The sequence below is a fragment of the Pseudomonas sp. GL-B-19 genome, assembly GCF_019956415.1.
In the GTDB taxonomy this organism is placed as follows: Bacteria; Pseudomonadota; Gammaproteobacteria; order Pseudomonadales; family Pseudomonadaceae; genus Aquipseudomonas.
The window spans coordinates 37,250-60,400 of the sequence record NZ_JAHBDK010000015.1; the positions used below are offsets into that span (position 1 = coordinate 37,250).

Annotated in this window: 21 protein-coding genes; 1 reads left to right on the top strand and 20 read right to left on the bottom strand. The window is 60.2% G+C overall.

Features of this window, described 5'->3' with window-relative positions; genetic code table 11:
* Positions 1 to 12 precede the first annotated feature (12 nt).
* The 6 genes from KGB06_RS03790 to ppc form a co-directional block, all read right to left on the bottom strand.
* Positions 13 to 834 (bottom strand): oxaloacetate decarboxylase, encoded by an 822-nt coding sequence (locus tag KGB06_RS03790; RefSeq protein WP_223511956.1) that lies wholly within the window; start codon positions 832 to 834, stop codon positions 13 to 15.
* A 33-nt stretch (positions 835 to 867) separates the two neighbouring features.
* Positions 868 to 1,728, bottom strand: coding sequence for a DUF72 domain-containing protein (locus KGB06_RS03795; RefSeq protein WP_223511958.1), 861 nt, complete (start codon positions 1,726 to 1,728; stop codon positions 868 to 870).
* Entirely contained in the window at positions 1,728 to 2,033 is a 306-nt protein-coding gene (locus tag KGB06_RS03800; RefSeq protein WP_223511960.1) for a hypothetical protein, read from the bottom strand. The genes KGB06_RS03795 and KGB06_RS03800 overlap by 1 nt, the downstream gene beginning before the upstream one ends.
* A gap of 244 nt (positions 2,034 to 2,277) precedes the next feature.
* Positions 2,278 to 2,952, bottom strand: a complete 675-nt coding sequence (gene tsaB / locus KGB06_RS03805) for a tRNA (adenosine(37)-N6)-threonylcarbamoyltransferase complex dimerization subunit type 1 TsaB (RefSeq protein ID WP_223511962.1) — start codon at positions 2,950 to 2,952, stop codon at positions 2,278 to 2,280.
* 87 nt (positions 2,953 to 3,039) lie between these two features.
* Positions 3,040 to 3,687: an adenylate kinase gene (gene adk / locus KGB06_RS03810; protein ID WP_223511964.1), complete on the bottom strand. Its 648-nt coding sequence runs from the start codon at positions 3,685 to 3,687 to the stop codon at positions 3,040 to 3,042.
* 286 nt (positions 3,688 to 3,973) lie between these two features.
* On the bottom strand, positions 3,974 to 6,604 hold the full coding sequence (gene ppc / locus KGB06_RS03815) for a phosphoenolpyruvate carboxylase (protein WP_223511966.1): 2,631 nt from the start codon (positions 6,602 to 6,604) through the stop codon (positions 3,974 to 3,976).
* Positions 6,605 to 6,817: 213 nt separating this feature from the next.
* On the opposite strand from ppc, the gene KGB06_RS03820 reads away from it, so the two are divergent.
* Complete coding sequence (locus tag KGB06_RS03820) at positions 6,818 to 7,162, top strand: pilin assembly protein (RefSeq protein ID WP_223511968.1); 345 nt, start codon at positions 6,818 to 6,820, stop codon at positions 7,160 to 7,162.
* A 134-nt stretch (positions 7,163 to 7,296) separates the two neighbouring features.
* Here the strand turns inward: KGB06_RS03820 and KGB06_RS03825 are convergent, their stop codons facing one another.
* The 14 genes from KGB06_RS03825 to KGB06_RS03890 form a co-directional block, all read right to left on the bottom strand.
* Positions 7,297 to 7,626, bottom strand: coding sequence for a hypothetical protein (locus KGB06_RS03825; protein WP_223511970.1), 330 nt, complete (start codon positions 7,624 to 7,626; stop codon positions 7,297 to 7,299).
* Positions 7,623 to 8,537 (bottom strand): alpha/beta hydrolase, encoded by a 915-nt coding sequence (locus KGB06_RS03830; RefSeq protein WP_223511972.1) that lies wholly within the window; start codon positions 8,535 to 8,537, stop codon positions 7,623 to 7,625. Before KGB06_RS03830 ends, KGB06_RS03825 begins: the two co-directional genes overlap by 4 nt.
* 146 nt (positions 8,538 to 8,683) lie before the next feature.
* Positions 8,684 to 9,961 (bottom strand): flavohemoglobin expression-modulating QEGLA motif protein, encoded by a 1,278-nt coding sequence (locus KGB06_RS03835; RefSeq protein WP_223511974.1) that lies wholly within the window; start codon positions 9,959 to 9,961, stop codon positions 8,684 to 8,686.
* A gap of 36 nt (positions 9,962 to 9,997) precedes the next feature.
* Complete coding sequence (locus KGB06_RS03840) at positions 9,998 to 10,552, bottom strand: hypothetical protein (RefSeq protein ID WP_223511975.1); 555 nt, start codon at positions 10,550 to 10,552, stop codon at positions 9,998 to 10,000.
* A gap of 197 nt (positions 10,553 to 10,749) precedes the next feature.
* On the bottom strand, positions 10,750 to 11,466 hold the full coding sequence (locus KGB06_RS03845) for a TetR/AcrR family transcriptional regulator (RefSeq protein WP_223511976.1): 717 nt from the start codon (positions 11,464 to 11,466) through the stop codon (positions 10,750 to 10,752).
* A gap of 99 nt (positions 11,467 to 11,565) precedes the next feature.
* Positions 11,566 to 13,068: a lysine--tRNA ligase gene (gene lysS, locus KGB06_RS03850; protein ID WP_223511977.1), complete on the bottom strand. Its 1,503-nt coding sequence runs from the start codon at positions 13,066 to 13,068 to the stop codon at positions 11,566 to 11,568.
* Between the two features lie 110 nt (positions 13,069 to 13,178).
* Positions 13,179 to 14,274, bottom strand: a protein-coding gene (gene prfB, locus KGB06_RS03855; protein WP_192417889.1) for a peptide chain release factor 2 whose coding sequence is annotated in 2 segments (ribosomal slippage) — positions 13,179 to 14,201 and positions 14,203 to 14,274 — 1,095 coding nt in all. Because the reading frame shifts where the segments join, the coding sequence is not laid out codon by codon here.
* A gap of 273 nt (positions 14,275 to 14,547) precedes the next feature.
* Positions 14,548 to 15,549 carry a diguanylate cyclase domain-containing protein gene (locus KGB06_RS03860; RefSeq protein WP_223511978.1) on the bottom strand — a complete coding sequence of 334 codons (1,002 nt, stop codon included), beginning with the start codon at positions 15,547 to 15,549 and terminating at the stop codon, positions 14,548 to 14,550.
* 49 nt (positions 15,550 to 15,598) lie between these two features.
* On the bottom strand, positions 15,599 to 16,609 hold the full coding sequence (locus KGB06_RS03865) for a chemotaxis response regulator protein-glutamate methylesterase (RefSeq protein WP_223511979.1): 1,011 nt from the start codon (positions 16,607 to 16,609) through the stop codon (positions 15,599 to 15,601).
* On the bottom strand, positions 16,606 to 18,888 hold the full coding sequence (locus KGB06_RS03870) for a hybrid sensor histidine kinase/response regulator (protein WP_223511980.1): 2,283 nt from the start codon (positions 18,886 to 18,888) through the stop codon (positions 16,606 to 16,608). The genes KGB06_RS03865 and KGB06_RS03870 overlap by 4 nt, the downstream gene beginning before the upstream one ends.
* The gene (locus KGB06_RS03875; protein ID WP_223511981.1) at positions 18,885 to 19,568 is read right to left on the bottom strand and encodes a chemotaxis protein CheW; all 684 of its coding nucleotides are present in this window, start codon (positions 19,566 to 19,568) and stop codon (positions 18,885 to 18,887) included. The genes KGB06_RS03870 and KGB06_RS03875 overlap by 4 nt, the downstream gene beginning before the upstream one ends.
* Positions 19,565 to 20,827, bottom strand: coding sequence for a CheR family methyltransferase (locus KGB06_RS03880; RefSeq protein WP_223511983.1), 1,263 nt, complete (start codon positions 20,825 to 20,827; stop codon positions 19,565 to 19,567). Before KGB06_RS03880 ends, KGB06_RS03875 begins: the two co-directional genes overlap by 4 nt.
* Positions 20,824 to 21,360: a chemotaxis protein CheW gene (locus KGB06_RS03885; protein WP_223511985.1), complete on the bottom strand. Its 537-nt coding sequence runs from the start codon at positions 21,358 to 21,360 to the stop codon at positions 20,824 to 20,826. Before KGB06_RS03885 ends, KGB06_RS03880 begins: the two co-directional genes overlap by 4 nt.
* Entirely contained in the window at positions 21,360 to 22,982 is a 1,623-nt protein-coding gene (locus tag KGB06_RS03890) for a methyl-accepting chemotaxis protein (protein WP_223511986.1), read from the bottom strand. Before KGB06_RS03890 ends, KGB06_RS03885 begins: the two co-directional genes overlap by 1 nt.
* Positions 22,983 to 23,151 lie beyond the last annotated feature (169 nt).

Genomic DNA, 23,151 nt, shown 5'->3' on the forward strand with positions numbered 1-23,151 from the left:
GAAACCGCATCGTCAGCCTTTGAACAGTTGATTGGCCTTCGCGTACGGCATGGACCGCGAGGTAAACCCGAAGGTGCCCGAGGTCTTGATCTCTTCGGCCGCGCGGAAAAACTCGCCATACGCCGCCAGGGCCAGCGCCGAACCGACGCTGATGCGTTTGACGCCCATTTCGCTCAACTGCTCGACCGTGAGCTTGAGCCCGCCTGACATCAACACATTGACCGGTTTGGGCGCCACAGCACGGACCACCGCCAACACCTCTTCAGCACTGCGCAGCCCCGGCGCATAGAGCACGTCGGCACCTGCCTCGGCAAACGCCTGCAAGCGGCGGATGGTGTCGGCGAGATCGGGATTGCCGTGCAGATAATTCTCGGCTCGCGCAGTCAGCATGAAGGGGAACGGCAAGCTGCGCGCCGCCACCACTGCCGCTTCAATGCGCGCCACGGCATGTTCGAAGCAGTAGATCGGCGCCGCTTCACGGCCCGTGGCATCTTCGATAGAACCGCCGACAGCGCCGGCTTCCGCCGCGCGCAAAATGCTCTGGGCGCACTCGGCAGGGTCGTCGGCAAAACCGTTTTCCAGATCCACCGCCACCGGCAGATTCGTCGCTGCGACAATCGCCCGAACATTCGCCAGCGTATCGTCCAGGGTCATCGCGCCGTCGGGGCGTGCATTGGAAAAGGCGTAACCGGCGCTGGTGGTCGCCAGCGCCTCGAACCCCAGGCTGGCGACCATCTTCGCCGAGCCGGCGTCCCACGGGTTGGGAATGACAAAAGCGCCGTCGCGTTCGTGCAGTGCTTTGAACGCCTGGGCTCGAAGGGTTTGCGCATCCATTGGCAGGCTCCTGAAAAGGGGAACGAATCCGCCTCAGAGCAAGCCAAGTTGCTCCGCTGCGGGTTCTCTGTATAGCTCAGGTAGCGGCGGCAGGCCAGGCAAACGCAGCATCAGTTGTGCGTGAAAGCGTTGCGCCAGTTTGGCAGCCAGCAGGTTGTCGGCGGTGTGCAGGAAGATGTAGGGCGTGCGGCCCTCTTCGATCCACGCGGCGATTTTCTCGACCCACGGCAGCAGAAACGGATCGTTGGCTTCCAGCAGGGGATGGCCGATGAAACGCACTTGCGGGAACTGAGTGAACGCCGCCGGACGCGGCGGTACTTTGGGCTTTTTCGATTGGGCGTGGAGTACTGACGAATCGGTAGACGTGCAGCTAAACAGCGCGCGCGGATCGAGGCAGATGCGCTCGACACCGCGATCCAGCAGCAGGCGATTGAACATTCGCTCGGCATCACCCTTGGCAAAGAACGCGTCGTGGCGCACCTCGACGGCCAACGGCCGCTCCAGCGCATCAATGAAAGCGGCCAGTTCGGGCAATCGTTGCGGCGTGAAGCTTTTCGACAATTGCAGCCACAACGGCGAAACCCGCTCACCCAAGGGGCTGAGCAATTGCACGAAGGTTTCGGCGGCGGTCAGTTGCTCGCGCAGGTCACCGCCGTGGCTGATGTCACCAGGGAACTTGGCCGTAAAACGAAAGTGTTCGGGCATGGCTTCAGCCCAACGCTGCACCGTGGTGGCAGCCGGGCTCGCGTAGAAGGTCGTATTGCCTTCTACGGCGTTGAATATTTGGGTATAGAGATTTAGAAATTCGGCGGGTTTCGCGTCGGGCGGATAGAGATAATCACGCCAGGCGTTTTCACTCCAGGACGGACAGCCGAGGTAGTAAGGCAGCCGCATCAGATGTACAGGTCGAGGCCCAGCACATCCGTATCCCAATCGACAAAACTGGCCGTGCTCAGGTAGCTGGCCAGAGCCGTGGCGACGCTTTTGCTCATGGCGCGCTGGTAGATCATGTCTTGCTGACGAGCCGGGAGATTGCTCAGGCGTTGCGCAGAGGCTTTGGCAGCACGGGCAGCCATTTGCTCTTCGGAGGGAGTTTCCAGCTCACCGTCGATATCGATGTAATCGTCTTCCGCCACAGGGCCTTTGCGAGGCTTGCGCTTGATGGGATAGGACTGAGAGGAAACGCCGTCTATACGCATGAGTACATGTCCGGTATCAATGATGGCAGTCTAGTGGCGCACTACCCACTTCGCAAACCGCTCGGTGATAACTAGAACACAGAAATAGGAAAAGGTTTAAAAGCCGGAGCAATAAACTGAAGATTGGCGCTGGCTGATATACCGCCATCGCGAGCAGGCTCGCTCCCACACTGGATCTGCCGCGTTCACAAATCCCCTGTGGGAGCGAGCCTGCTCGCGATGGGACCAACTCGGTAGCGAGAAATCAACGGGCCTTAGGCGTCGCCACTTTATCGCGCAGGTAAACCGGCTGAGCCTCATCCGCGACAATCGCCTCACCGCGCTCCCAAGCAAAACGTGCCAGCGCCAGCAGGTCTTCGGCATGCGGCAACATGCCCGCGTCGTGCCCGGTCAGGTTCACGGCAATGCGCTCGGCATACCCCCAACCCGTGCCCGCACCGAACCACTCGCCGCTGGCATCCGCCGGCAATGCCGCCACTTCCGGGGGCAACACGGCTTCTTTGCCAACCAGGCGCATCTCCCCCGCCGTTTCGCGGTAGCAACCCCAATACACTTCATCCATCCGTGCATCGATGGCGGCCGCCACCTGGCTCACACCGTGTTCGCGATACGCGCGTTGCGCCAGTACCGCCAGGTTCGACACCGGCAACACCGGACGATCCAGGGCAAACGCCAAGCCTTGCACCACACCAATGGCGATCCGCACACCGGTAAACGCGCCCGGCCCGCGGCCAAACGCGATGGCATCAACCGCTTGCAGGGTAGTCCCGGCATCGGCGAGCAATTGCTGAATCATCGGCAACAGCTTCTGCGCATGCAGGCGCGGGATCACCTCGTAATGGCTCGTGACGTTGCCGTCATGCAGCAAGGCAACGGAGCAAGCTTCAGTCGCGGTGTCCAGGGCCAGCAAGGTGCTCATCGATGTTTCCGTAAGAGAGGTCAGAAAAAGTGCGCCAGTATAAACAACTACGGCCCGCAAGCGGGCCGTAGAAGATGAAGCGTTTTTTTAGCTCAGTGCTTCAAGCACTTTGCCGGTGATCGCTTCAACCGAGCCAACACCTTCGACGTGGCTGTACTTCGGTTTGCCTTGAGCGGCGGACAGCTCCTGGTAAAACTTCACCAGAGGCTCGGTCTGGGCGTGGTAGACCGACAGGCGATGACGCACGGTTTCTTCGGTGTCGTCTTTGCGCTGTACCAGCTCTTCACCGGTGATGTCGTCTTTACCGGCAATTTTCGGCGGGTTGTAGACGATGTGATACACGCGGCCGCTGGCCTCGTGAACACGACGACCAGCGATACGCTGGACGATGTCTTCGTCTTTTACGTCGATTTCCAATACGTGATCCAACTCGACGCCAGCCTTCACCAGGGCTTCAGCCTGAGGAATGGTGCGCGGGAAACCGTCGAACAGGAAACCGTTGGCGCAATCGGCCTGGCTGATGCGTTCCTTGACCAGGTTGATGATCAGGTCATCGGATACCAGGCCACCGCTGTCCATGACGCTCTTGGCGATCAGGCCCAGCTCGGTGCCGGCCTTGACGGCTGCACGCAACATGTCGCCAGTGGAAATTTGCGGAATGCCGAATTTCTCGGTGATGAACTGAGCCTGAGTACCTTTACCAGCCCCGGGAGCTCCCAGCAGAATGACGCGCATCGATGTGCTCCTCAATTTTTATATGGATAACGTCAGATTCGCCTCGTGGGGCCAATCTCAAAATAGGGTCGTGGCCGCCCAAACGGCCAGAGGCTGATCAAGATACACAGCAGATCCTGCCCACACAAGCCGCCGAAAGTCGGAGAAACTGCCGCCTGACTCGCCCTTTCGATGGAGTGCCCCAAGTCGCAACCCCATCATTAACTGTCGCCTGCCCGACCTTTTCAGCCCCTCGCCCACAGGCACCCGACGCCCGCGCCGAGTGACTCGCCCCACGGCAAAAACCTTAGCCGGTATTTCGCAAACCGGCGGCAATCCCCGCCACAGACACCAGTAACGCCTGTTCTACAGGGCTGCCTTGCGCCACGTCCTGTTGTCGCGAACGGGCCAGCAACTCCGCCTGCAATAGATGAAGCGGGTCGAGATAGGTGTTGCGCAAGCGGATGAATTCAAGGGTGTCTGGGCTATGTGCCATTAGCTGCGACTGGCCGGTCAACCCCAGGACCACGGCACAGGCCTGCGACAATAGGTCGCGTAAATGCGCACCTAAAGGAAGCAAATCCGGCTCGACCAAGCGCTCATCGTAGGATCGGGCGATGTCGGCGTCCGCTTTGGCCAGAACCATTTCCAGCATGTCGATGCGGGTGCGGAAGAACGGCCATTGTTCGCGCATCTGCCCCAACAGCTCGCCTTCACCGCGTTCCAGCGCCTTGCTCAACGCGGCTTCCCAGCCCAACCAGGCCGGCAACATCAGGCGTGTCTGGGTCCAGCCGAAGATCCACGGAATCGCGCGCAGGCTTTCGATCCCGCCGGCGCGGCGTTTGGCCGGGCGACTGCCCAGCGGCAAACGCCCCAGTTCCTGTTCCGGCGTCGACTGGCGGAAATACTCGACAAATTGCGGGTTCTTACGCACCACGGCGCGGTACGCCTTGACGCCATCGGCGGCCAGTTCGTCCATCAAATGGCGCCAGGCCGGTTCCGGTGGAGGCGGTGGCAGCAGGGTCGCTTCCAGTACTGCGGCCAGGTACAGATTGAGGTTTTGCTCGGCGATGTCCGGCAGGCCGAATTTGAAACGAATCATTTCCCCTTGCTCGGTGGTGCGGAAACGCCCAGCGACCGAACCCGGTGGCTGCGACAGAATCGCTGCGTGCGCCGGACCGCCGCCACGCCCCACGGTGCCACCGCGACCGTGGAACAACAGCAGTTCCACTTGCTGCTCGCGGCAGATGTCAACCAAGCGTTCCTGCGCCCGATACTGCGCCCAGGCCGCCGCCGTAGTGCCGGCATCCTTGGCCGAATCGGAGTAGCCGATCATCACTTCCTGCGGGCCTTGCAAGCGCGAACGATAGCCCGGCAGCAACAACAGTTTTTCGATCACCGGGCCAGCGTTATCGAGGTCCGCCAGGGTTTCGAACAGCGGCACCACGCGCATCGGCCGCAGCACACCAGCCTCTTTGAGCAACAATTGCACGGCGAGCACGTCGGAGGCGGCACCGGCCATGGAGATCACATACGAACCGAGCGATGCGCCGGGCGCCGCGGCGATTTCCCGACAGGTTGCGAGCACTTCGGCGGTATCCGCCGACGGTTTGAAATACGCCGGCAGCAACGGCCGACGGTTGTTCTGTTCGCGCATCAGGAACGCGATGCGCTCGTCCTCGCTCCAGTCTTCGTAGCGACCAAGGCCCAGGTAATCGGTGATTTCGGTCATGGCCGCAGTGTGCCGCGACGAATCCTGACGCACATCCAGGCGCACCAGAAACAAGCCGAAGGTCACCGCCCGACGCAGGCAATCGAGCAACGGGCCGTCGGCGATCACGCCCATGCCGCATTCATGCAGCGAGTGGTAGCACAGCTCCAGCGGATCCAGCAGGTCGCGGTTGTTTTGCAGCACATCGGCCGGTGCCGCAGTGGTCGTCGTCAAGGACGCGTGCGCCCAGTTACGCGTTGCCCGCAGGCGTTCGCGCAGCTGTTTAAGCACGGCACGATACGGTTCAGCGCTGTCCAAGGCCTTGGCTTTTAATGCCTCGCTGGCTTGTTGCATCGACAACTCTGCGGCCAGTTGATCGACATCTCGCACATACAAATCGGCGGCCATCCAGCGCGCCAGCAGCAACACTTCGCGGGTGACGCTAGCCGTAACGTTGGGATTGCCGTCGCGGTCGCCGCCCATCCACGAGGCGAAACGAATCGGCGCGGCCTCCAGCGGCAAGCGCAGGCCAGTGGCGTCATGCAGGGCTTTATCGGCCTTGCGCAGGTAATTGGGGATGGCCTGCCACAGCGAATGTTCGATCACCGCGAATCCCCACTTGGCTTCGTCCACCGGCGTCGGACGGGTGCGGCGGATTTCTTCGGTGTGCCAGGCTTCGGCGATCAGGCGCTGCAATTTCGCCTGGATCTGCTCGCGTTCAGCCGGGGTCAGGTCGCGGTGGTCTTGTGCGGCCAATTGCGCGGCAATCGCGTCGTACTTCTGGATCAGCGTGCGGCGCGCGACTTCGGTCGGGTGCGCGGTCAGCACCAACTCGATCTCCAGTCGCCCCAGTTGCCGGGCCAGAGCGTCGGCGCCGTGGCCTTCAGCGCGCAAGCGAGCGAGTAGTTCCGGCAACACGCGCGCCTCGAACGGTGCGGGTTGCGAGGCTTCGCGGCGGTGAATCAGCTGATATTGCTCGGCGATGTTGGCCAGGTTGAGAAACTGGTTGAACGCCCGCGCCACCGGCAGCAACTCGTCTTCGCTCAATTGGTTGAGGCTGGCGCTCAGTTCGGCGTCCATCGAGCCGCGACGATCGGCCTTGGCGCCCTTGCGGATCTGCTCGATCTTGTCGAGAAAGCCGTCCCCGTACTGTTCACGAATGGTATTGCCCAACAGCTCACCCAACAGGTGAACGTCTTCGCGCAAGCGTGCATCAATATCGGTCATCAGCAGTTCTCCAGCAAAAATCCGGGCGGCCATGAACATCATGCTTTGACCCCAAGAGTGCCGCCGTAAAGCCGTTCTTACAAGCAAACGACGAAGCGACTTTAAACTCCGTGCGTAGAGGCTAGTCTGAAGAGAAAGCTGCACAACGGCTTTCGCCGGCCACTGCCGGTCACTGACATGGCCTGCCACGAGCAGGAACGCACTGAGGTCATTATGAAAATTCGCGAACTTGCCCAACATTGGGAAGAAAACGCCAAGGGTCGCCTGACCGAGACGGGCTACACGATTCATCTGGACGTGGAAGCCGCCGCACGGCTGGCGGCCATTACTGAAATGTACCCCAAACGCCAACCCGAAGAGCTTCTGGGCGAATTGATCGGCGCCGCCCTGGAAGAGCTCGAAAAAAGCTTTCCCTACGTGAAAGGCTCGACCGTTGTGGCCACTGACGAAGAAGGTGATCCGCTGTACGAAGACGTCGGTCCCACGCCGCGTTTTCTCGCCTTGTCCCGTCGTCATTTGCACGATTTATCGGCGGGTAGCGACAAGCAAAAACACTGATCCAACCGATATAAAACTGTGGGAGCGAGCCTGCTCGCGATGGCGGAGTGTCAGTCAACACCAATGGGACTGAACAATCACATTCGCGAGCAGGCTCGCTCCCACAATGGATTATTGGCGACTTCTGGAAAGGCCTACTGCTCCAGCTTCTGCGGCGTTTCCTGCCCCATGCAGCGCACGGCTTTTTTCTTGTTGTTGACCAACACGCCGGTCAGGCCTTTTTGCTCGGTGTCGAACAGCACCAGCACGCCATCGATGCACTGGGCCACTTGCGCGGCCGGTTCCAGGGAGACTTTGTAGTCTTCGCCCGGCACGGTCTTGAGCATGGTGAAGTCGCTGAGCAGCAACGCATCCTCAGGCTTGGCGAAATGCAGGTAGCCGTAGTACCACAAGGCGCCAACGGTGCCGAGGATGCTGCAGATACCGGTGATGATCATTGGGATGGCGTTACGTTCTTCACTCATTGCGGGCTCTCTGGTGGTTCATCTTCTGAATTCGGGGGTGCCGGGTAATTGGGGATTTCACCCAGGCGGCGCAGACCGTTGAAATGCTGCGGGTCGTCGAGATAACGCAGCATGACTTTCTGCCAGACCGGGTCGACGAACGTCTGCACATGACCGCCTCGGGTCAGTTGCAGCACGCGTGGCGGCGGCGCAGCTTGATACAGTCGGATGCCGTTGGAAAGGGGCACGATCGGATCGTCGATGCTGTGGTAGATCAGTTTCGGCACATCTTTGATCTGCTCCATCGAGTTGATTGCGCTGTCACCGTCCGGCACCAGCCAGGATAACGGCACCTGGAACGGCCAGGTCAGCCATGAAGTGCCCAAGACATATTGGCCGACACTGCGATAGCTGGCGGGCGCGCTGTCAAGGACCAACGCCTTGAGTTGTTTCTGGCGCTCGGGGTGTTGAGCCAGATAGTGCACGGCCATCGAGCCACCGAGGCTTTGGCCGAGCAGGATCAGCGGCTTGCCTTTGACCTCTGGTGCCTGATCGAGCCATTTGAACGCCGCGTCAATGTCCTGATAGATCGCTGGCAGGCTCGGCTTCCCTTCGGACAAACCGTAGCCACGATAGTCGATCAGCAGCACTTGATAGCCGTGCTTGGGCAACCAATAGCTCCCACCCAGGTGCATCGGCAAGTTGCCCCCGTTGCCGTGCAAGTGCAGTACCGTACCTTTGACTTCGACACCTTTCTTGGCTGGCAACCACCAGGCATTGAGTTTGAGGCCGTCAGCGGTGACAAGGGTGACGTCACGGTATTCGAGATGAGCTTTTTCCGGGGTGAACAGCTGACCGGGCTCGGGGTAGAACAGCAGGGAGCTGCAACCGCTCAAGGTCAGAAGCAGGCAAACAATGCCGAGGAATCTCATCCGTTGAAACCTCGCGAAAACAGGGGTTGGAACACCGTACCTGTAGGAGCCGAGCTTGCTCGCGATAGCGGTATGTCAGGCGATACAAATGTTGAATGTAATTGCGCCATCGCGAGCGAGCTCGGCTCCTACAGGGCCCTTGTTGTTCACAGGATGTTGGAGTAATCCGCTTCGATCCGGTCCAGGCTCAGGTGATTGAGGAAGTTGGAGAAGCACATCCACGCCGACAGCGCGTTCAGGTCGCGGAACTGATCCGGCAGATACTTTGGCGGCACCACCAACCCCTCATCAACCAACTGACGCAGCGTGCGCATGTCTTCCAGCGTGGTCTTGCCGCAAAACAGCAGCGGAATCTGCTCAAGCTTGCCTTTACGCACGGCCAACTGAATGTAGTTGTAAACCATGATAAATCCCTTGAGGTAGGACAAGTCTTTGGTAAATGGCAGGCCATTTGGCACTGAACCGCGGAACACCCGACTGGCGTTGCCGTAGCTTTCCGCCATCTCGAAGCCTTGCTCGCGGAAGAATTCGAAGATCTGCAGGAAGTCCGCGCCCTCCTCCACCATGTGAATGGCGCGGGTGCGGTTGGTCAGTTTGCGCAAACGACTCGGGTAGGAAGCGAACGTGATGATTTCCATCAGGATCGCCAGGCCTTCCTGCGTCACCGTCGACGACGGCGGCCCCTTGGACAGGAAGGTGCAGATCGGCTGGTTCAAACCGTTGAGCGTGGTGCCGACATGCACCAGCCCTTCGTGCACTTCCAGGGCACGCACGTCGCGATCGTTGAACATCGCATCGGCGCGGATCTTGATGTAGTCGGCGCCGGCTGCCGCATCGGCGACGATCCCGTCGGACTCGAACACCCGAATGGTCTCTTCGGCCTCGCCAAACACCTTGTTCAATCGGGTTTGCAACAGATGCACGGCTTCCTTGGCCGTGAGGATTTTTGGCTCATCCTTGAGATCGCCGCGGCCGTCGATGTTGTTCAAGTAATCGGAAAGCATCAACCCCAGATCAGCCAGGGTCGGATCGCCGGCGTGAAACGCGTCGGAGGCGGCGCCGTACAGTTCCTGGGAAATCAGGCCGAAATCCTCAGTGCCGCGCGCTTCAAGCATGCGCACCACCATCCGGTATTCCTTGCACATGCGGCGCATGATCTGGCCAACCGGGTTGAACTGGCCGAGCTGACGGGTGATGTCGCGTTCGATGTTCTGGAATTCCAGTTTCACTTTGCTGGAGTCGAACGACAGTGGCCGATTGAGGTAGTAATCGCGGTCTATGGCCGGCATTTCCTTGCCCTTGGCCTTGAGGAACCCTTGGCGGATGCTGTCGTCCCATTTGACCGCATCAAGGACGCGAATCGGCGTCTGCGCCAGCACAATGCGATCGGACAAAATGCGTATCGTCTGCTGGTATTCGTCCACCCGTAACTCCTGTAGAAAAACCGTTATGTGCTGGGTTTATTTGCTTTTGGCCAAGCGCTGATAACGCACGGCTTCGACGAAGACATCGGAATTGGCCGGATCGTCGAGGTAGCTGAAGACCTGATCCATCGCATTGTTGACCAATACGCCGTCGCCGTCGTCGGTCTGGAAGCCTTCGCCGCTCAAGACGTTTTGTCCGCGGGCCTGGTTGATCTGCTCGATATCGAGGTTGTAGACCACAAGTTCATGCTTATCCGTGATCTCGAAACCGGCAATGGTGAAATGGCCGCCGAATCTGGCGGGTACCTTCGCCGACAGATACCAGCGGCTGCCATGACGCGAGACGGTGAAAGGATATGCTTCACGTTCGCCGGGTTTGGCCTTGAAGTAGCTGACGGCCTGATAGCGATTGTCGCCGATGCGCCTCAGCTCCAGGTTCATCGGCTCGCCCCACGCGTTGGTGCTGGTCCATTTGCCGAGCAAACCTTTGGGCGCGGGCTCGCTTGCGGGCAGAGGCTCCTTGAAGGTCACCAGGCAGCCACTGAGCAGCACAAACGACAAGGCGATCACCACGACGCGCCAGGCTTTCATTCAACACTCCCTATGAACACACGCAGTCCTGTAGCAGCTGCCGAAGGCTGCGTTCGGCTGCGTTCGGCTGCGTTCGGCTGCGAAGCAGTCGTAAAATCTGAATCCCGAATAAACCCTTAAGGAACAGGTTGCAGGTTTTACGACGACTTCGTCGCCGGACGCAGCCTTCGGCAGCTGCTAAAGGGACTACGCTCAACTCACACCGACGCGAGTACCAAGTGCATGTAACGATTGAGGATACCGAGCATTTCCACTTCACCCACAGGCTCGGCGTCGTTGAGCAGGCCCTGATATTCCATCCGTCCGATAATCGCCGTCAACACTTTGGCATCCTCTTGTGGCTCACGCGAACCCAATACCTCGAAAAGCTGGCGCGTACCCTGGAGAAGAATTTGCTGATGCGCGCGCACCAACTCCGCCAGACGCGGGTTCAACAAAGCCTCTTGGCGGAACGCCTGTTCCGCCATCAAGTGCTCGCGACGGCTGATCAGTTGGCGGTGAACATAGTCCGTCATCAACCGTGCAATATCGTCCGCCAGTTTCGAACGCGCCTGTGGGCTGCCGTCGCCACTGACCACCATCTCGCGCAGCAGGCCTTCGTTGTTCACCCACAGCTTGGCCATGAACGCCGCACTGCGCTCCACGTACTGAGCGAAGGTATCGGTGAGCAAGTCATCGATGTCCTTGAAATAGTAGGTGGTCGCTGACAGCGGCACACCGGCCTCGGCCGCCACCGCGCGGTGACGCACGGCCCGCACGCCATCGCGCACGACAATGCGCATCGCCGCATCGAGAATGACCTGTCGACGCTGCTCGCTGCCCTGTCGGCTGGCCTTGCGGCCCTGGTACTGAACACTTTCAGCGACCGCAGTGGCGATACCCGCTGCACCTTCTTGAGCCATTGCATGATTCACGACAGGTCTTTCCTTTCAGATGAAAGCAACAAATTGATACGTTTGTACCAGACAGGCAATAAAAAGCCGCCTGAAAAGGCGGCTTTTTAATTGAAACACTTACGCTTGCGGCCGCATGTGCGGGAACAGGATCACGTCGCGGATCGACGGAGAGTTGGTCAGCAGCATCACCAGACGGTCGATGCCGATGCCTTCACCCGCCGTTGGCGGCATGCCGTACTCCAGCGCGCGAACGAAGTCGGCGTCGTAATGCATGGCTTCGTCGTCGCCCGCGTCCTTGTCGGCGACCTGAGCCATGAAGCGCTCGGCCTGGTCTTCCGCGTCGTTCAACTCGGAGTAGGCGTTGGCGATTTCACGGCCGCCGATGAACAGTTCAAAACGGTCGGTGACGTTCGGGTTGTCATCGTTGCGACGGGCCAGCGGCGACACTTCGAACGGGTACTGGGTGATGAAGTGCGGCTGTTCCAGCTTGTGCTCGACCAGTTCTTCGAAAATCATCACTTGCAGCTTGCCCAGACCTTCGAAGCCCAGCACCTTGGCACCGGCCTTCTTGGCGATGGCGCGAGCGTTGTCGATGTCGTTCAGGTCGTCAGCGGTCAACTCAGGGTTGTACTTGAGGATCGAGTCGAACACCGACAGACGCACGAAGGGCTCACCGAAGTGGAACACTTTGTCGCCGTAAGGCACGTCAGTGCTGCCCAGAACCAGCTGCGCCAGTTCACGGAACAGTTCTTCGGTCAGGTCCATGTTGTCTTCGTAGTCGGCGTACGCCTGGTAGAACTCCAACATGGTGAATTCTGGGTTGTGACGAGTCGAAACGCCCTCGTTACGGAAGTTGCGGTTGATTTCGAAGACTTTTTCAAACCCACCAACAACAAGCCGCTTGAGGTACAACTCAGGCGCGATTCGCAGGAACATGCCCATGTCGAGCGCGTTGTGGTGAGTCTCGAACGGCTTGGCCGCTGCGCCACCCGGGATGGTTTGCAGCATCGGCGTTTCGACTTCAAGGAAGTCACGCTGCATCAGGAAGCTGCGGATGTGCGCAATCACTTGCGAACGCACGCGGAAAGTCTGGCGCACGTCTTCGTTGACGATCAGGTCAACGTAACGCTGACGGTAGCGCTGCTCGGTGTCGGTCAGGCCGTGGTGCTTGTCCGGCAGTGGGCGCAGCGACTTGGTCAGCAGGCGCACGCTGGTCATTTCGACGTACAGATCGCCCTTGCCGGAACGGGCCAGGGTGCCTTCGGCGGCAATGATGTCGCCCATGTCCCAGGTTTTCACCGCGGCCAGGGTGTCTTCGGACAGGGTTTTACGGTTGACGTAAACCTGGATGCGACCGGTCATGTCCTGGATCACCATGAACGAGCCACGGTTGAGCATGATGCGACCGGCAACCTTGACCGGGATTGCAGCCTCTGCCAGCTCTTCCTTGGTCTTGTCCGCGTACTGTTTCTGCAAGTCATCGCAGTAGTTGTCGCGGCGGAAGTCATTCGGGAAGGCATTGCCCTTGGCGCGCTCGGCAGCAAGCTTTTCCTTGCGCAGGGCGATCAGGGAGTTTTCTTCCTGTTGCAGGGCTTGCGGGTCGAGTTCTAGGTCGCTCATGTCTTTAAATATTCCATCAGGTTCATTGCCCCCGGCCTGCGGCCGGGGATCGCCGGCAAGCCGGCTCCTACAGGGATCGTGGGGTGTCAGGCGATCCGGTATTGCATGGCTTACAGGCCTTGTTTCAGGCTGGCCACCAGGTATTCGTCGATGTCGCCGTCGAGCACCTTGTCGCAGTCGCTGCGTTCGATGTTAGTGCGCAAATCCTTGATTCGCGACGCATCGAGTACATACGAGCGGATCTGGTGCCCCCAGCCGATGTCGGACTTGGTGTCTTCCAGGGCCTGGGAAGCGGCGTTGCGTTTCTGCACTTCCTGCTCGTACAAGCGCGCCCGCAACATTTTCATCGCGGTGTCTTTGTTGGCGTGCTGGGAGCGTTCGTTCTGGCAGCTGACCACGGTGTTGGACGGTACGTGGGTGATACGTACGGCCGAGTCGGTGGTGTTTACGTGCTGACCACCGGCGCCCGAGGAGCGGTAGGTGTCGATGCGCAGGTCCGACGGGTTGATGTCGATTTCGATGTTGTCATCGATTTCCGGCGACACGAACACGGCCGAGAACGAGGTGTGACGACGGTTGCCGGAGTCGAACGGGCTCTTGCGTACCAGACGGTGAACGCCGATTTCGGTACGCAACCAGCCAAAGGCGTATTCGCCCTTGATGTGCACGGTAGCGCCCTTGATCCCGGCGACTTCACCGGCCGACAGCTCCATGATGGTCGCGTCGAAACCGCGTTTGTCAGCCCAGCGCAGGTACATGCGCAGCAGGATGTTGGCCCAGTCCTGAGCCTCGGTGCCACCGGAGCCGGCCTGGATGTCCAGGTAGGCGTTGTTGGCATCCATTTCACCGCTGAACATACGACGGAATTCGAGTTTTTCCAGCGACTCGCGCAGGCGCTCGACTTCGGCAGCGACGTCATCGACGGCAGCCTGGTCTTCTTCTTCGGCGGACATCAGCAGCAGGTCTTTGGCGTCGGCGAGGCCGGCGTGCATTTCGTCGAGGGTTTCGACGATCTGCGCCAGCAAGGAGCGCTCGCGGCCCAGTTCCTGAGCGTACGACGGGTTGTTCCAGACAGACGGATCTTCAAGCTCGCGATTGACTTCGGTCAGACGCTCATGCTTTTGATCGTAGTCAAAGATACCCCCGAATAGTTTCGGAGCGCTCGGACAGGTCCTTGATACTGTTAAGGATCGGGTTGATTTCCATGGCGGGCAGCACTCGTTGGCGAACTTTTGAAAGCCGGCGAGTATAACGTAATCAGGCCTTCACGGCAGCCCGCCTGGCGGCTTTAGGCACGAATGGTTTTCAGCTGAACGCTTGTAGCAGCTGCCGAGCCTGCGAGGCTGCGTCCGGCGGCGCAGCCGTCGTAAAATCAGACAACTCGCTCATTCAGGCAAACCGCATGCGCAGGTTTGGCGAGGACTTCGTCCTCGAACGCAGCCTCGCGGGCTCGGCAGCTGCTACAGAACGCGTATTACCTCACTCGATCCCCACCTGATTACGCCCATTGTTCTTCGCCAGGTACAGCCCCTTGTCCGCCGCCGAGATCAATTGCCGGCAATTGCTGCCCGGTTGCGGGATCACGGTGGACAGGCCAATGCTGATGGTCAGGCTTGAGCCTTCGGTCGGTGCAATATGCGCAATCTTCAGCGCGGCCACGGTTTGGCGCAGTTTCTCCGCCACCAGACGTGCGCCGCCCAGCGTGGTATTGGGCAGCACCAACGCAAACTCTTCGCCACCGTAACGGGCCGGCAGGTCGGACGGGCGAGAGCCGGCGTCGCGGATCGCTTCAGCCACCTTGCGCAAGGCTTCATCGCCCTCCAGATGGCCGAAGCTGTCATTGAAGGACTTGAAGTAATCGACATCGATCATCAGCAACGACAGTTGGCTCTGGTCACGTTGCGAACGTCGCCATTCCAGTTCCAGGTACTCATCGAAATGCCGGCGGTTCGACAGCCCGGTCAGTCCATCGGAGTTCATCAGCCGTTGCAGCACCAGATTGGTGTCGAGCAATTGCTGCTGGCTGACCCGCAATGCACGGTACGCCGCGTCGCGCTGCAACAGCATCGTGTAGGAGCGCGAGTGATAGCGGATCCGCGCCACCAGCTCGATGTTGTCCGGCAGCTTCACCAGATAGTCATTGGCACCGGCTGCAAACGCCGCGCTCTTGATCAGCGGGTCTTCCTTGGTCGACAGGACAATGATCGGAATGTCCTTGGTCGCCGGATGATTGCGGTACTCGCGCACCAGGCTCAGGCCGTCCAGGCCGGGCATCACCAGATCCTGCAGGATCACCGTCGGCTTGATACGGATCGCCTGGGCGATGGCCTGATGCGGGTCGGAGCAGAAGTGGAAGTCGATATTGTCTTCGTTCGACAACCCGCGACGCACCGCTTCGCCGATCATCGCCTGATCGTCCACCAACAACACCATGGCGGCGTTTTCGTTGGTTTTGAAATCGTCGAGCTGTAAATCATTCATGTGCGATCACCTGAAGTACTACTTGGGCCAGGGTTGCTGCTAATGGTGGTCACTTCGCAAATATCTCCAGCAATCGTGGCGCTATCTTGTCCAGCGGACGAATTTCCATGGCTGCGTCGATGGCCGCGGCCGCTTTGGGCATTCCGTATACCGCACTGCTTTTCTGGTCCTGAGCGATAGTCAGGTAGCCTTGTTCGCGCATGAGTTTAAGCCCCTGCGCGCCATCGCGCCCCATTCCCGTCAACAAGACCCCTACCGCATCACCGTTCCAGTAATTGGCCACACTCTCGAAAAACACATCGATCGAAGGCCGGTAGATTTCGTTGACCGGTTCGGCGGTGTAGGCCAGCGTGCCATTTTTCAACAATCGAATATGGTGGTTGGTGCCGGCCAGCAACACCGTACCGGCCTGAGGCGGTTCGCCTTCCTGGGCCAGACGCACGTTCAAGCCACTGGCGCTGCCGAGCCATTCGGCCATGCCGGCGGCGAACACCTGATCCACATGCTGCACCAGCACGATGGCGGCCGAAAAATCTCGCGGCAAGCCCTTGAGCAGAATTTCCAGCGCTGCCGGCCCGCCAGCGGATGAACCAATGGCGATCAGGCGTTGGCGCGAGGCAGAGTGACGCAGCGGGCTCGGCACCGATCGTTCCTGATTACCCCGCTCGCCGATCAGCCAGCCAATGTTCAGGATCTTGCGCAACAACGGCGCTGCCGCTTCCTGGGCATTGCCGGCACCGAGCGCCGGGGTATCGACCACATCCAGGGCGCCATGGCCCATGGCCTCGAACACCCGGTGCACGTTCTGTTGGCGATCGACGGTGACAATGACAATGGCACACGGCGTTTCGGCCATGATCCGCCGGGTGGCCTCGACCCCGTCCATCACCGGCATGATCAAATCCATCAGGATCAGGTCCGGCGTCTGTTCGGCACACTTTTGCACCGCTTCCTTGCCATCGCCGGCGACCCAGATGACCTGGTGCGCTGGCTCAAACGCCAGGGCCCGGCGCAAAGCCTCTACCGCCATGGGCATATCGTTGACGATTGCGATTTTCATGCACTTGCTCCTCCGATGAGCTCAACCACTGCATCAAGCAGGGCATCGTCATGAAAACTGGCTTTGGCCAGATAATAGTCGGCCCCGGCGTCCAGTCCACGACGACGATCCTCTTCACGATCCTTGTACGACACCACCATCACCGGCAGTGATTGCAGGCGAATGTCACGGCGCAACAACGACACCAGTTCGATGCCATCCATACGCGGCATATCAATGTCGGTGATCAGCAGATCGAAATCCTCGGAACGCAAGGCGTTCCAGCCATCCATACCGTCGACTGCCACCGCCACATCGTAGCCGCGATTAAGCAGTAGCTTGCGTTGCAACTCGCGAACCGTCAGTGAGTCGTCAACCACCAGAATTCGTTTACGTGCCGCTTCAACCACCTTATTGCTGTGGCGGGCAATGCGCTCCAGGCGTCCAGTGTTGAGCAGTTTATCCACAGAACGCAGCATGTCCTCGACGTCGACGATCAGCACCACCGAGCCGTCGTCGAGCAAGGCCCCGGCGGAGATGTCCTGCACCTTGCCCAGTCGTTCGTCCAGCGGCAATACGACTAACGTGCGCTCGCCGATAAAACGCTCGACCGCCACGCCGTAGATCGCATCGCGCTCACGGATAACCACAACTTTAAGGGTTTGCTGACTGCTCTGGCTGACCGGGCGCTGTAACAGCTGACTGGCCGCCACCAGCCCGACATGCCGACCGTCGTGCCAGAAATGCTGACGCCCTTCGACTTGCACAATGTCTGCCGGCTCCAGGTCGCACATACGTTCGATGTGGGCCAGCGGAAATGCATAAGCCTCGTCACCGACTTCCACCACCAGGCTGCGGACCACCGACAACGTCAGCGGCACTTCGAGGTGGAAACGACTGCCCTCGCCCGCCGTCTGCTCCAGCACCACCGCACCGCGCAATTCGCGGACCATGTGCTGAACCGCATCCAGGCCCACGCCGCGCCCGGACACTTCGGTGACCTTGTCGCGCAGGCTGAAACCCGGCAAAAACAAAAACGTCAGCAGCTCTTCTTCGCTCAGTTGAGCGGCGGTGTGCGCTGGGGAAAGCTGGCGCTCGACGATGCTGCGGCGGACCTTTTCCAGATCGACGCCCTGGCCGTCGTCGCTCAACTCCAACACCAGCAGACCAGCCTGGTGGGAGGCACGCAGACGAATCAGCCCTTGCGCCGGTTTGCCGGCCAGCAGCCGTTGTTCAGGGGATTCGATGCCGTGATCCACGGCGTTGCGCAGTAAATGAGTCAGCGGCGCTTCGAGTTTTTCCAGGACGTCGCGGTCGACCTGGGTTTTCTCGCCCTCGATTTCCAGCCGAACCTGTTTGCCCAGGTCCCGGCCCAGATCGCGGACCATGCGCACCTGCCCGGTCAATACATCGGCAAACGGCCGCATGCGACAGGCCAGCGCGGTGTCGTACAACACCTGCGCCCGTTGACTGGCCTGCCAGGCGAACTCATCCAGCTCGGTGTTTTTCTCGATCAGCAGTTGCTGGGATTCCGCCAGCAACCGCCGCGCATCTTCGAGCGCTTCCTGGGCTTCCAGACTCAGGGCGTGATCCTTGAGATGCACGTTGAGGTTTTCCAGCGCCCGCAGACCGTTGTTTTGCATGCGCTTGAGGCGTTGCATGGTCGCCAGGTGCGGTTTGAGACGCTGGGTTTCCACCAGGGATTTGCTCGACAGGTCGAGCAGGCTGTTCAAACGCTCGGCCGTCACGCGCAGCACGCGCTCACCGTTTTCGGTGGTGCGTTTAGCCTGGCGTGGAGGCTCGACCGGCGCAGCGATAGGCAGCTCAACGACCGGGACTGGCAGCTCGACGCGAGGCTGTTCTAGCTGACGCTCGGGCATGACGGGCATGCTGATCGGCGCGGCGGGCGCCAGCGGATCGAGCAACTGCGCCATCAACGCCACATAGCTGTCGATATCCGCCGGCGTCAGGCTGTTGTTGGGCGTGGCGATGCGCATCAACAGGTCGGTGCCTTGCAACAACGCATCGATGTGCTCGGGTCGCAGGTACAAACGCCCTTCCTGTGCACTGACCAGGCAGTCTTCCATCACGTGCGAAACGCTGACCCCGGCGTCGACACCGACGATCCGCGCCGCGCCCTTGAGCGAGTGCGCCGCGCGCATGCAGGATTCGAGTTGATCGGCCTGGGTCGGGTCGCGCTCCAGTGCCAACAGACCTGCGCTTAACACTTGGGTCTGGGCCTCGGCTTCGAGGCTGAACAGCTCCAGTAACGAGGCGTCGCGCATTTGCTCGGGGGTCATGTGAGGCTCCGGGTCACGGCGGACAACAGCTGTTCTTCATCCAGCCAACGCAAGCTGCGACCTTTGAAGGGCAACACACCTCGGGTGTATTTGCCGCTGGCCTGAGTGCCGGATTGTGAGGCGGCATCGAGAATCCGCTCGTCGATGGCATGAATCCCGTCGACCTCGTCCACCGGCACCACCACCGGCCCACCGTGGGCGGCGATGATCAGCATGCGCGGCATGACCCGCGCGCTGGATGCCACGTTATTGGTCGCGTCGAGCCCAAGCAGCTCCACCAGCGACAGGCATGCGACCAGCGCACCGCGCACATTCGCCACGCCGAGCAAGGCTCGGGAGCGCTGATGCGGCAAGGAGTGAATGGCTTGCAGCGGCGCCACTTCCACGAGGCTGCGAGTGGCCAGCCCCAGCCACTCTTCACCGAGCCGAAACATCAGCAGCGAACGGGTTTTTACCTCCGTTTCGACCGTTGCCGAGTGTTGTACGCGGTCCTCCTGCTGCAAGGCATAACGGTCGAGCAAGCGCGTGGCGGCAGCCGAGTACACCGCGCAGTTGCGGCAGTGAATGTGCTCGGCCAGTAGCGGGCAGGACTTGTCGCCGTGGACACCGATGCGGTTCCAGCAATCGTCGATGGCCTGGGCATCTTCGTGGGTGACGCTAAAGCTGTCGGAGGCGTTCATCGTTTACGCTCACTGTCAGCGCGCTCGCTGCGGGCGGCGCGGTCCTGCAATCGTCTGGCACCCGCCGTATCACCCTGGGATTGCAGCAAGGCTGCCAAGTGCATCAACGCGTCGGGATGTTGCGGTTCAAGGTACAACGCCTTGCGATAAAAACCTTGGGCTTCAAAGGCGTTTGCGCTGACATCGCTGAGCAATCCCAGCCAGTAAAACACCTGCGCGACCGGTTCGTGGCTGCGCAAATACTGTTCGCAGGCGGCGCGGGCTTCAACACTTTTGCCTTCGTTGGCCAGCACGGCGATGTTCGCCAGCAACGCGGTGGCGTCCGAGGCTTTCGCCGTGTCGGGTGGCCGCGTAACAGTGGCGAATGGGCGAATGCGCACGGGTGGCGGTGGCGCACTGCGCGCCGGTTGGCGCACCGGCAGCGGTGCCGGCACGAACACTGGAAACGGTTCCGGCTCCGGCACACTCTGACGGCTGAACGCAAACGACTGCGCAATGCCAATCGAGCGCATGCCAAAACGCCCCAGCAAACTGCCCTCGGCCGGGCCGATAAACAGCACACCGTCGACATGGGTCAGGCGCTTGAGCACCTCGAACACCTGCTGCTGGGTCGGCTGATCAAAATAGATCAGCAGGTTGCGACAGAACACAAAATCATACGGCGGCTCGCTGGCCAGCAACGCCGGATCGAGCAGATTGCCGACTTGCAAACGCACCTGTTCAAGCACGCGATCGCTGAGGCGATAGACTTCATCTTCGACGCTGAAATGCCGCTCGCGAAACGCAATGTCCTGACCGCGAAACGAGTTTTTGCCGTACAGCGCACGCCGGGCTTTTTCCACCGACAGCGGGCTGACGTCCATGCCGTCCACCTTGAATTGATGCAGCTTGAGGCCGGCATCGAGCAAGGCCATGGCGATGGAATACGGTTCCTCGCCGGTAGAACACGGCAGGCTGAGAATCCGCAGTGCGCGCATGTTGTTGATTTCGGCCAGGCGTTTGGTGGCCAGTTTCGCCAGCGTCGCGAACGATTCCGGGTACCGGAAAAACCAGGTTTCGGGCACGATCACCGCTTCGATCAGCGCCTGTTGCTCATCCTGCGAATGTTGCAGTGTGTGCCAATACTCGTCGGCCGTCAGTGCATTGGACGCGAGGCTGCGTTGGCGCACCGCGCGCTCGATGATCGCAGGTCCCACCGACGTCACGTCGAGGCCGATGCGCTCCTTGAGGAAATCGAAAAACCGTTGATCGCTGCTCATGACGGCTCCTCAAGCAGCGCCGGATCGAGTGGCGGCGACGGGAACAACAGCGCGCGAACGTGCTCATCGAGCAAATCGGCGACCCGCACCCATTGCAGCAGCCCCTGCACATCTTCGCGCACCGGCCCCAGGTACGGCGCCTGACGATTGTCGAGGCCGTACGGCTGAAACTCCGCCGGGTGGCAGCGCAACGTATCAGTCGCCTGCTCCAGAATCAGCCCGAGCCATTGCGTCGGGATCGTTTCATCCGGGCGGTAATTGACCAGCACCAGCCGCGTGCTGGTTCGGGCCTGGGCCGGTTGCCCAAAGGTCAGCGCACTGAGGTCGATCACCGGCACCACCGCGCCACGATAAGCAAATACCCCGGCAACCCAGTGCGGCGCTTTGGCAATCGGCTTCAACGGCAGACGCGGCAGCACTTCCGCCACCTCAATGGCCTGCAAGGCAAAGCGTTCGCTGCCGATGCGAAACACCAGATACAACGATTGTTTGACCGGCACCACGGCGCCGCGTTTGGCCGCGAGTTCGTTCATCAGACTTTGAATCGCGAAACGCCGCTGCGCAGCCCGACGGCCACCTGGCTCAGCTCGTCAATGGCGAAGCTGGCCTGGCGCAACGACTCGACGGTCTGGCTGCTGGCATCGCCCAATTGCACCAGCGCGTGGTTGATCTGTTCGGCACCAGTGGCTTGCGCCTGCATGCCTTCGTTGACCATCAACACCCGCGGCGCCAGCGCCTGAACCTGGTGGATGATCTGTGACAACTGTTCGCCGACCTGCTGCACTTCGGACATGCCACGGCGCACTTCTTCGGAGAATTTGTCCATGCCCATGACCCCGGCGGATACCGCCGACTGAATCTCGCGCACCATTTGCTCGATGTCGTAAGTGGCCACGGCGGTCTGGTCCGCCAGCCGCCGCACTTCAGTGGCAACCACGGCAAAACCACGTCCGTATTCACCGGCCTTCTCGGCCTCGATGGCGGCGTTCAATGACAGCAGGTTGGTCTGGTCGGCGACTTTGACGATGGTCACCACCACCTGATTGATGTTACCGGCCTTCTCGTTGAGGATCGCCAGCTTGGCATTGACCAGATCGGCCGCGCCCATCACCGAATGCATGGTTTCTTCCATGCGCGCCAGGCCTTGCTGCCCGGAACCGGCCAGCACCGAGGCCTGATCGGCGGCGGTGGAGACTTCAGTCATGGTGCGCACCAGATCACGGGACGTCGCGGCAATTTCGCGGGACGTCGCACCGATTTCGGTGGTGGTGGCAGCGGTTTCGGTGGCGGTGGCTTGTTGTTGCTTGGACGTGGCGGCAATCTCGGTGACCGATGTGGTGACCTGCACCGACGAGCGCTGGGCCTGGGAGACCAGGGAGGTCAGCTCGGTCATCATGTCGTTGAAGCCGGTTTCGACAGCATTGAATTCGTCCTTGCGCTCCAGATTCAGTCGACTGCTGAGATCGCCGGTGCGCATGATTTCGAGGATTTTCACGATACGGTTCATCGGCGCCATGATGGCGCGCATCAACAATAGACCGCAGAGCGCGGCAGCCAGTACGGCGATCAGCAAGGAAATGCCCATGACTAATTTGGCGGTGACGACGGCATCATCGATGGCGCCTACGTCCTGGTCTGCCACCGCTTTGTTGTGGCGCAAAATGTCAGAGAGTTTCATCCGACCCGCCGTCCAGGTCGGGGTCAGCTCTTCTTTGAACATCTTGATCGCTTCGGCGCCCTGGTTGCGTTTGTACAACTCGATCACGGCTGACAGGATCCGGTGGTAATCCTCATGAAGTTTTTCGAAGTCGGCGTACTCGACTTTGTCTTGATCGGTTGTGACCGTCTCGCGATAGAGCTCCATTTGCTCTTGCAGACGCGTGGCGTAGCCCTTGAACTCCGAGACATCCTCAGCGCTGATGCCCTGCCCTTGCTCCAGGCCAAGCATGTCCAGCATCCGTAGATAACTGTCGGACCATGCACCGCGAACCATCGAACTGTAATACAGCCCGGGAAGCGCATCTTCGCGAACACTGGCTTCGCTTGTCTCAATCTTCAACAGCCGCGAATACGAGACGACGACCATCAACAACATGATGGCGATGATTACCGCAAAACTCGCCAAGATGCGTTGGCGCAACGTCCAATTCTTCACAGTCAGTCCTCGGGATGGCTCAAATGCTGGGGAGTATAGCCGAGGGCAGTGTTTCATTTTTAAGACTATTGCCAGTGGTGAATCGGAAGAAGCGAACCGTGGATTGGCAATGAGATCTGTGGTGTTGCTGAAAATGCCATCGCGAGCAGGCTCGCTCCCACCTTGGATC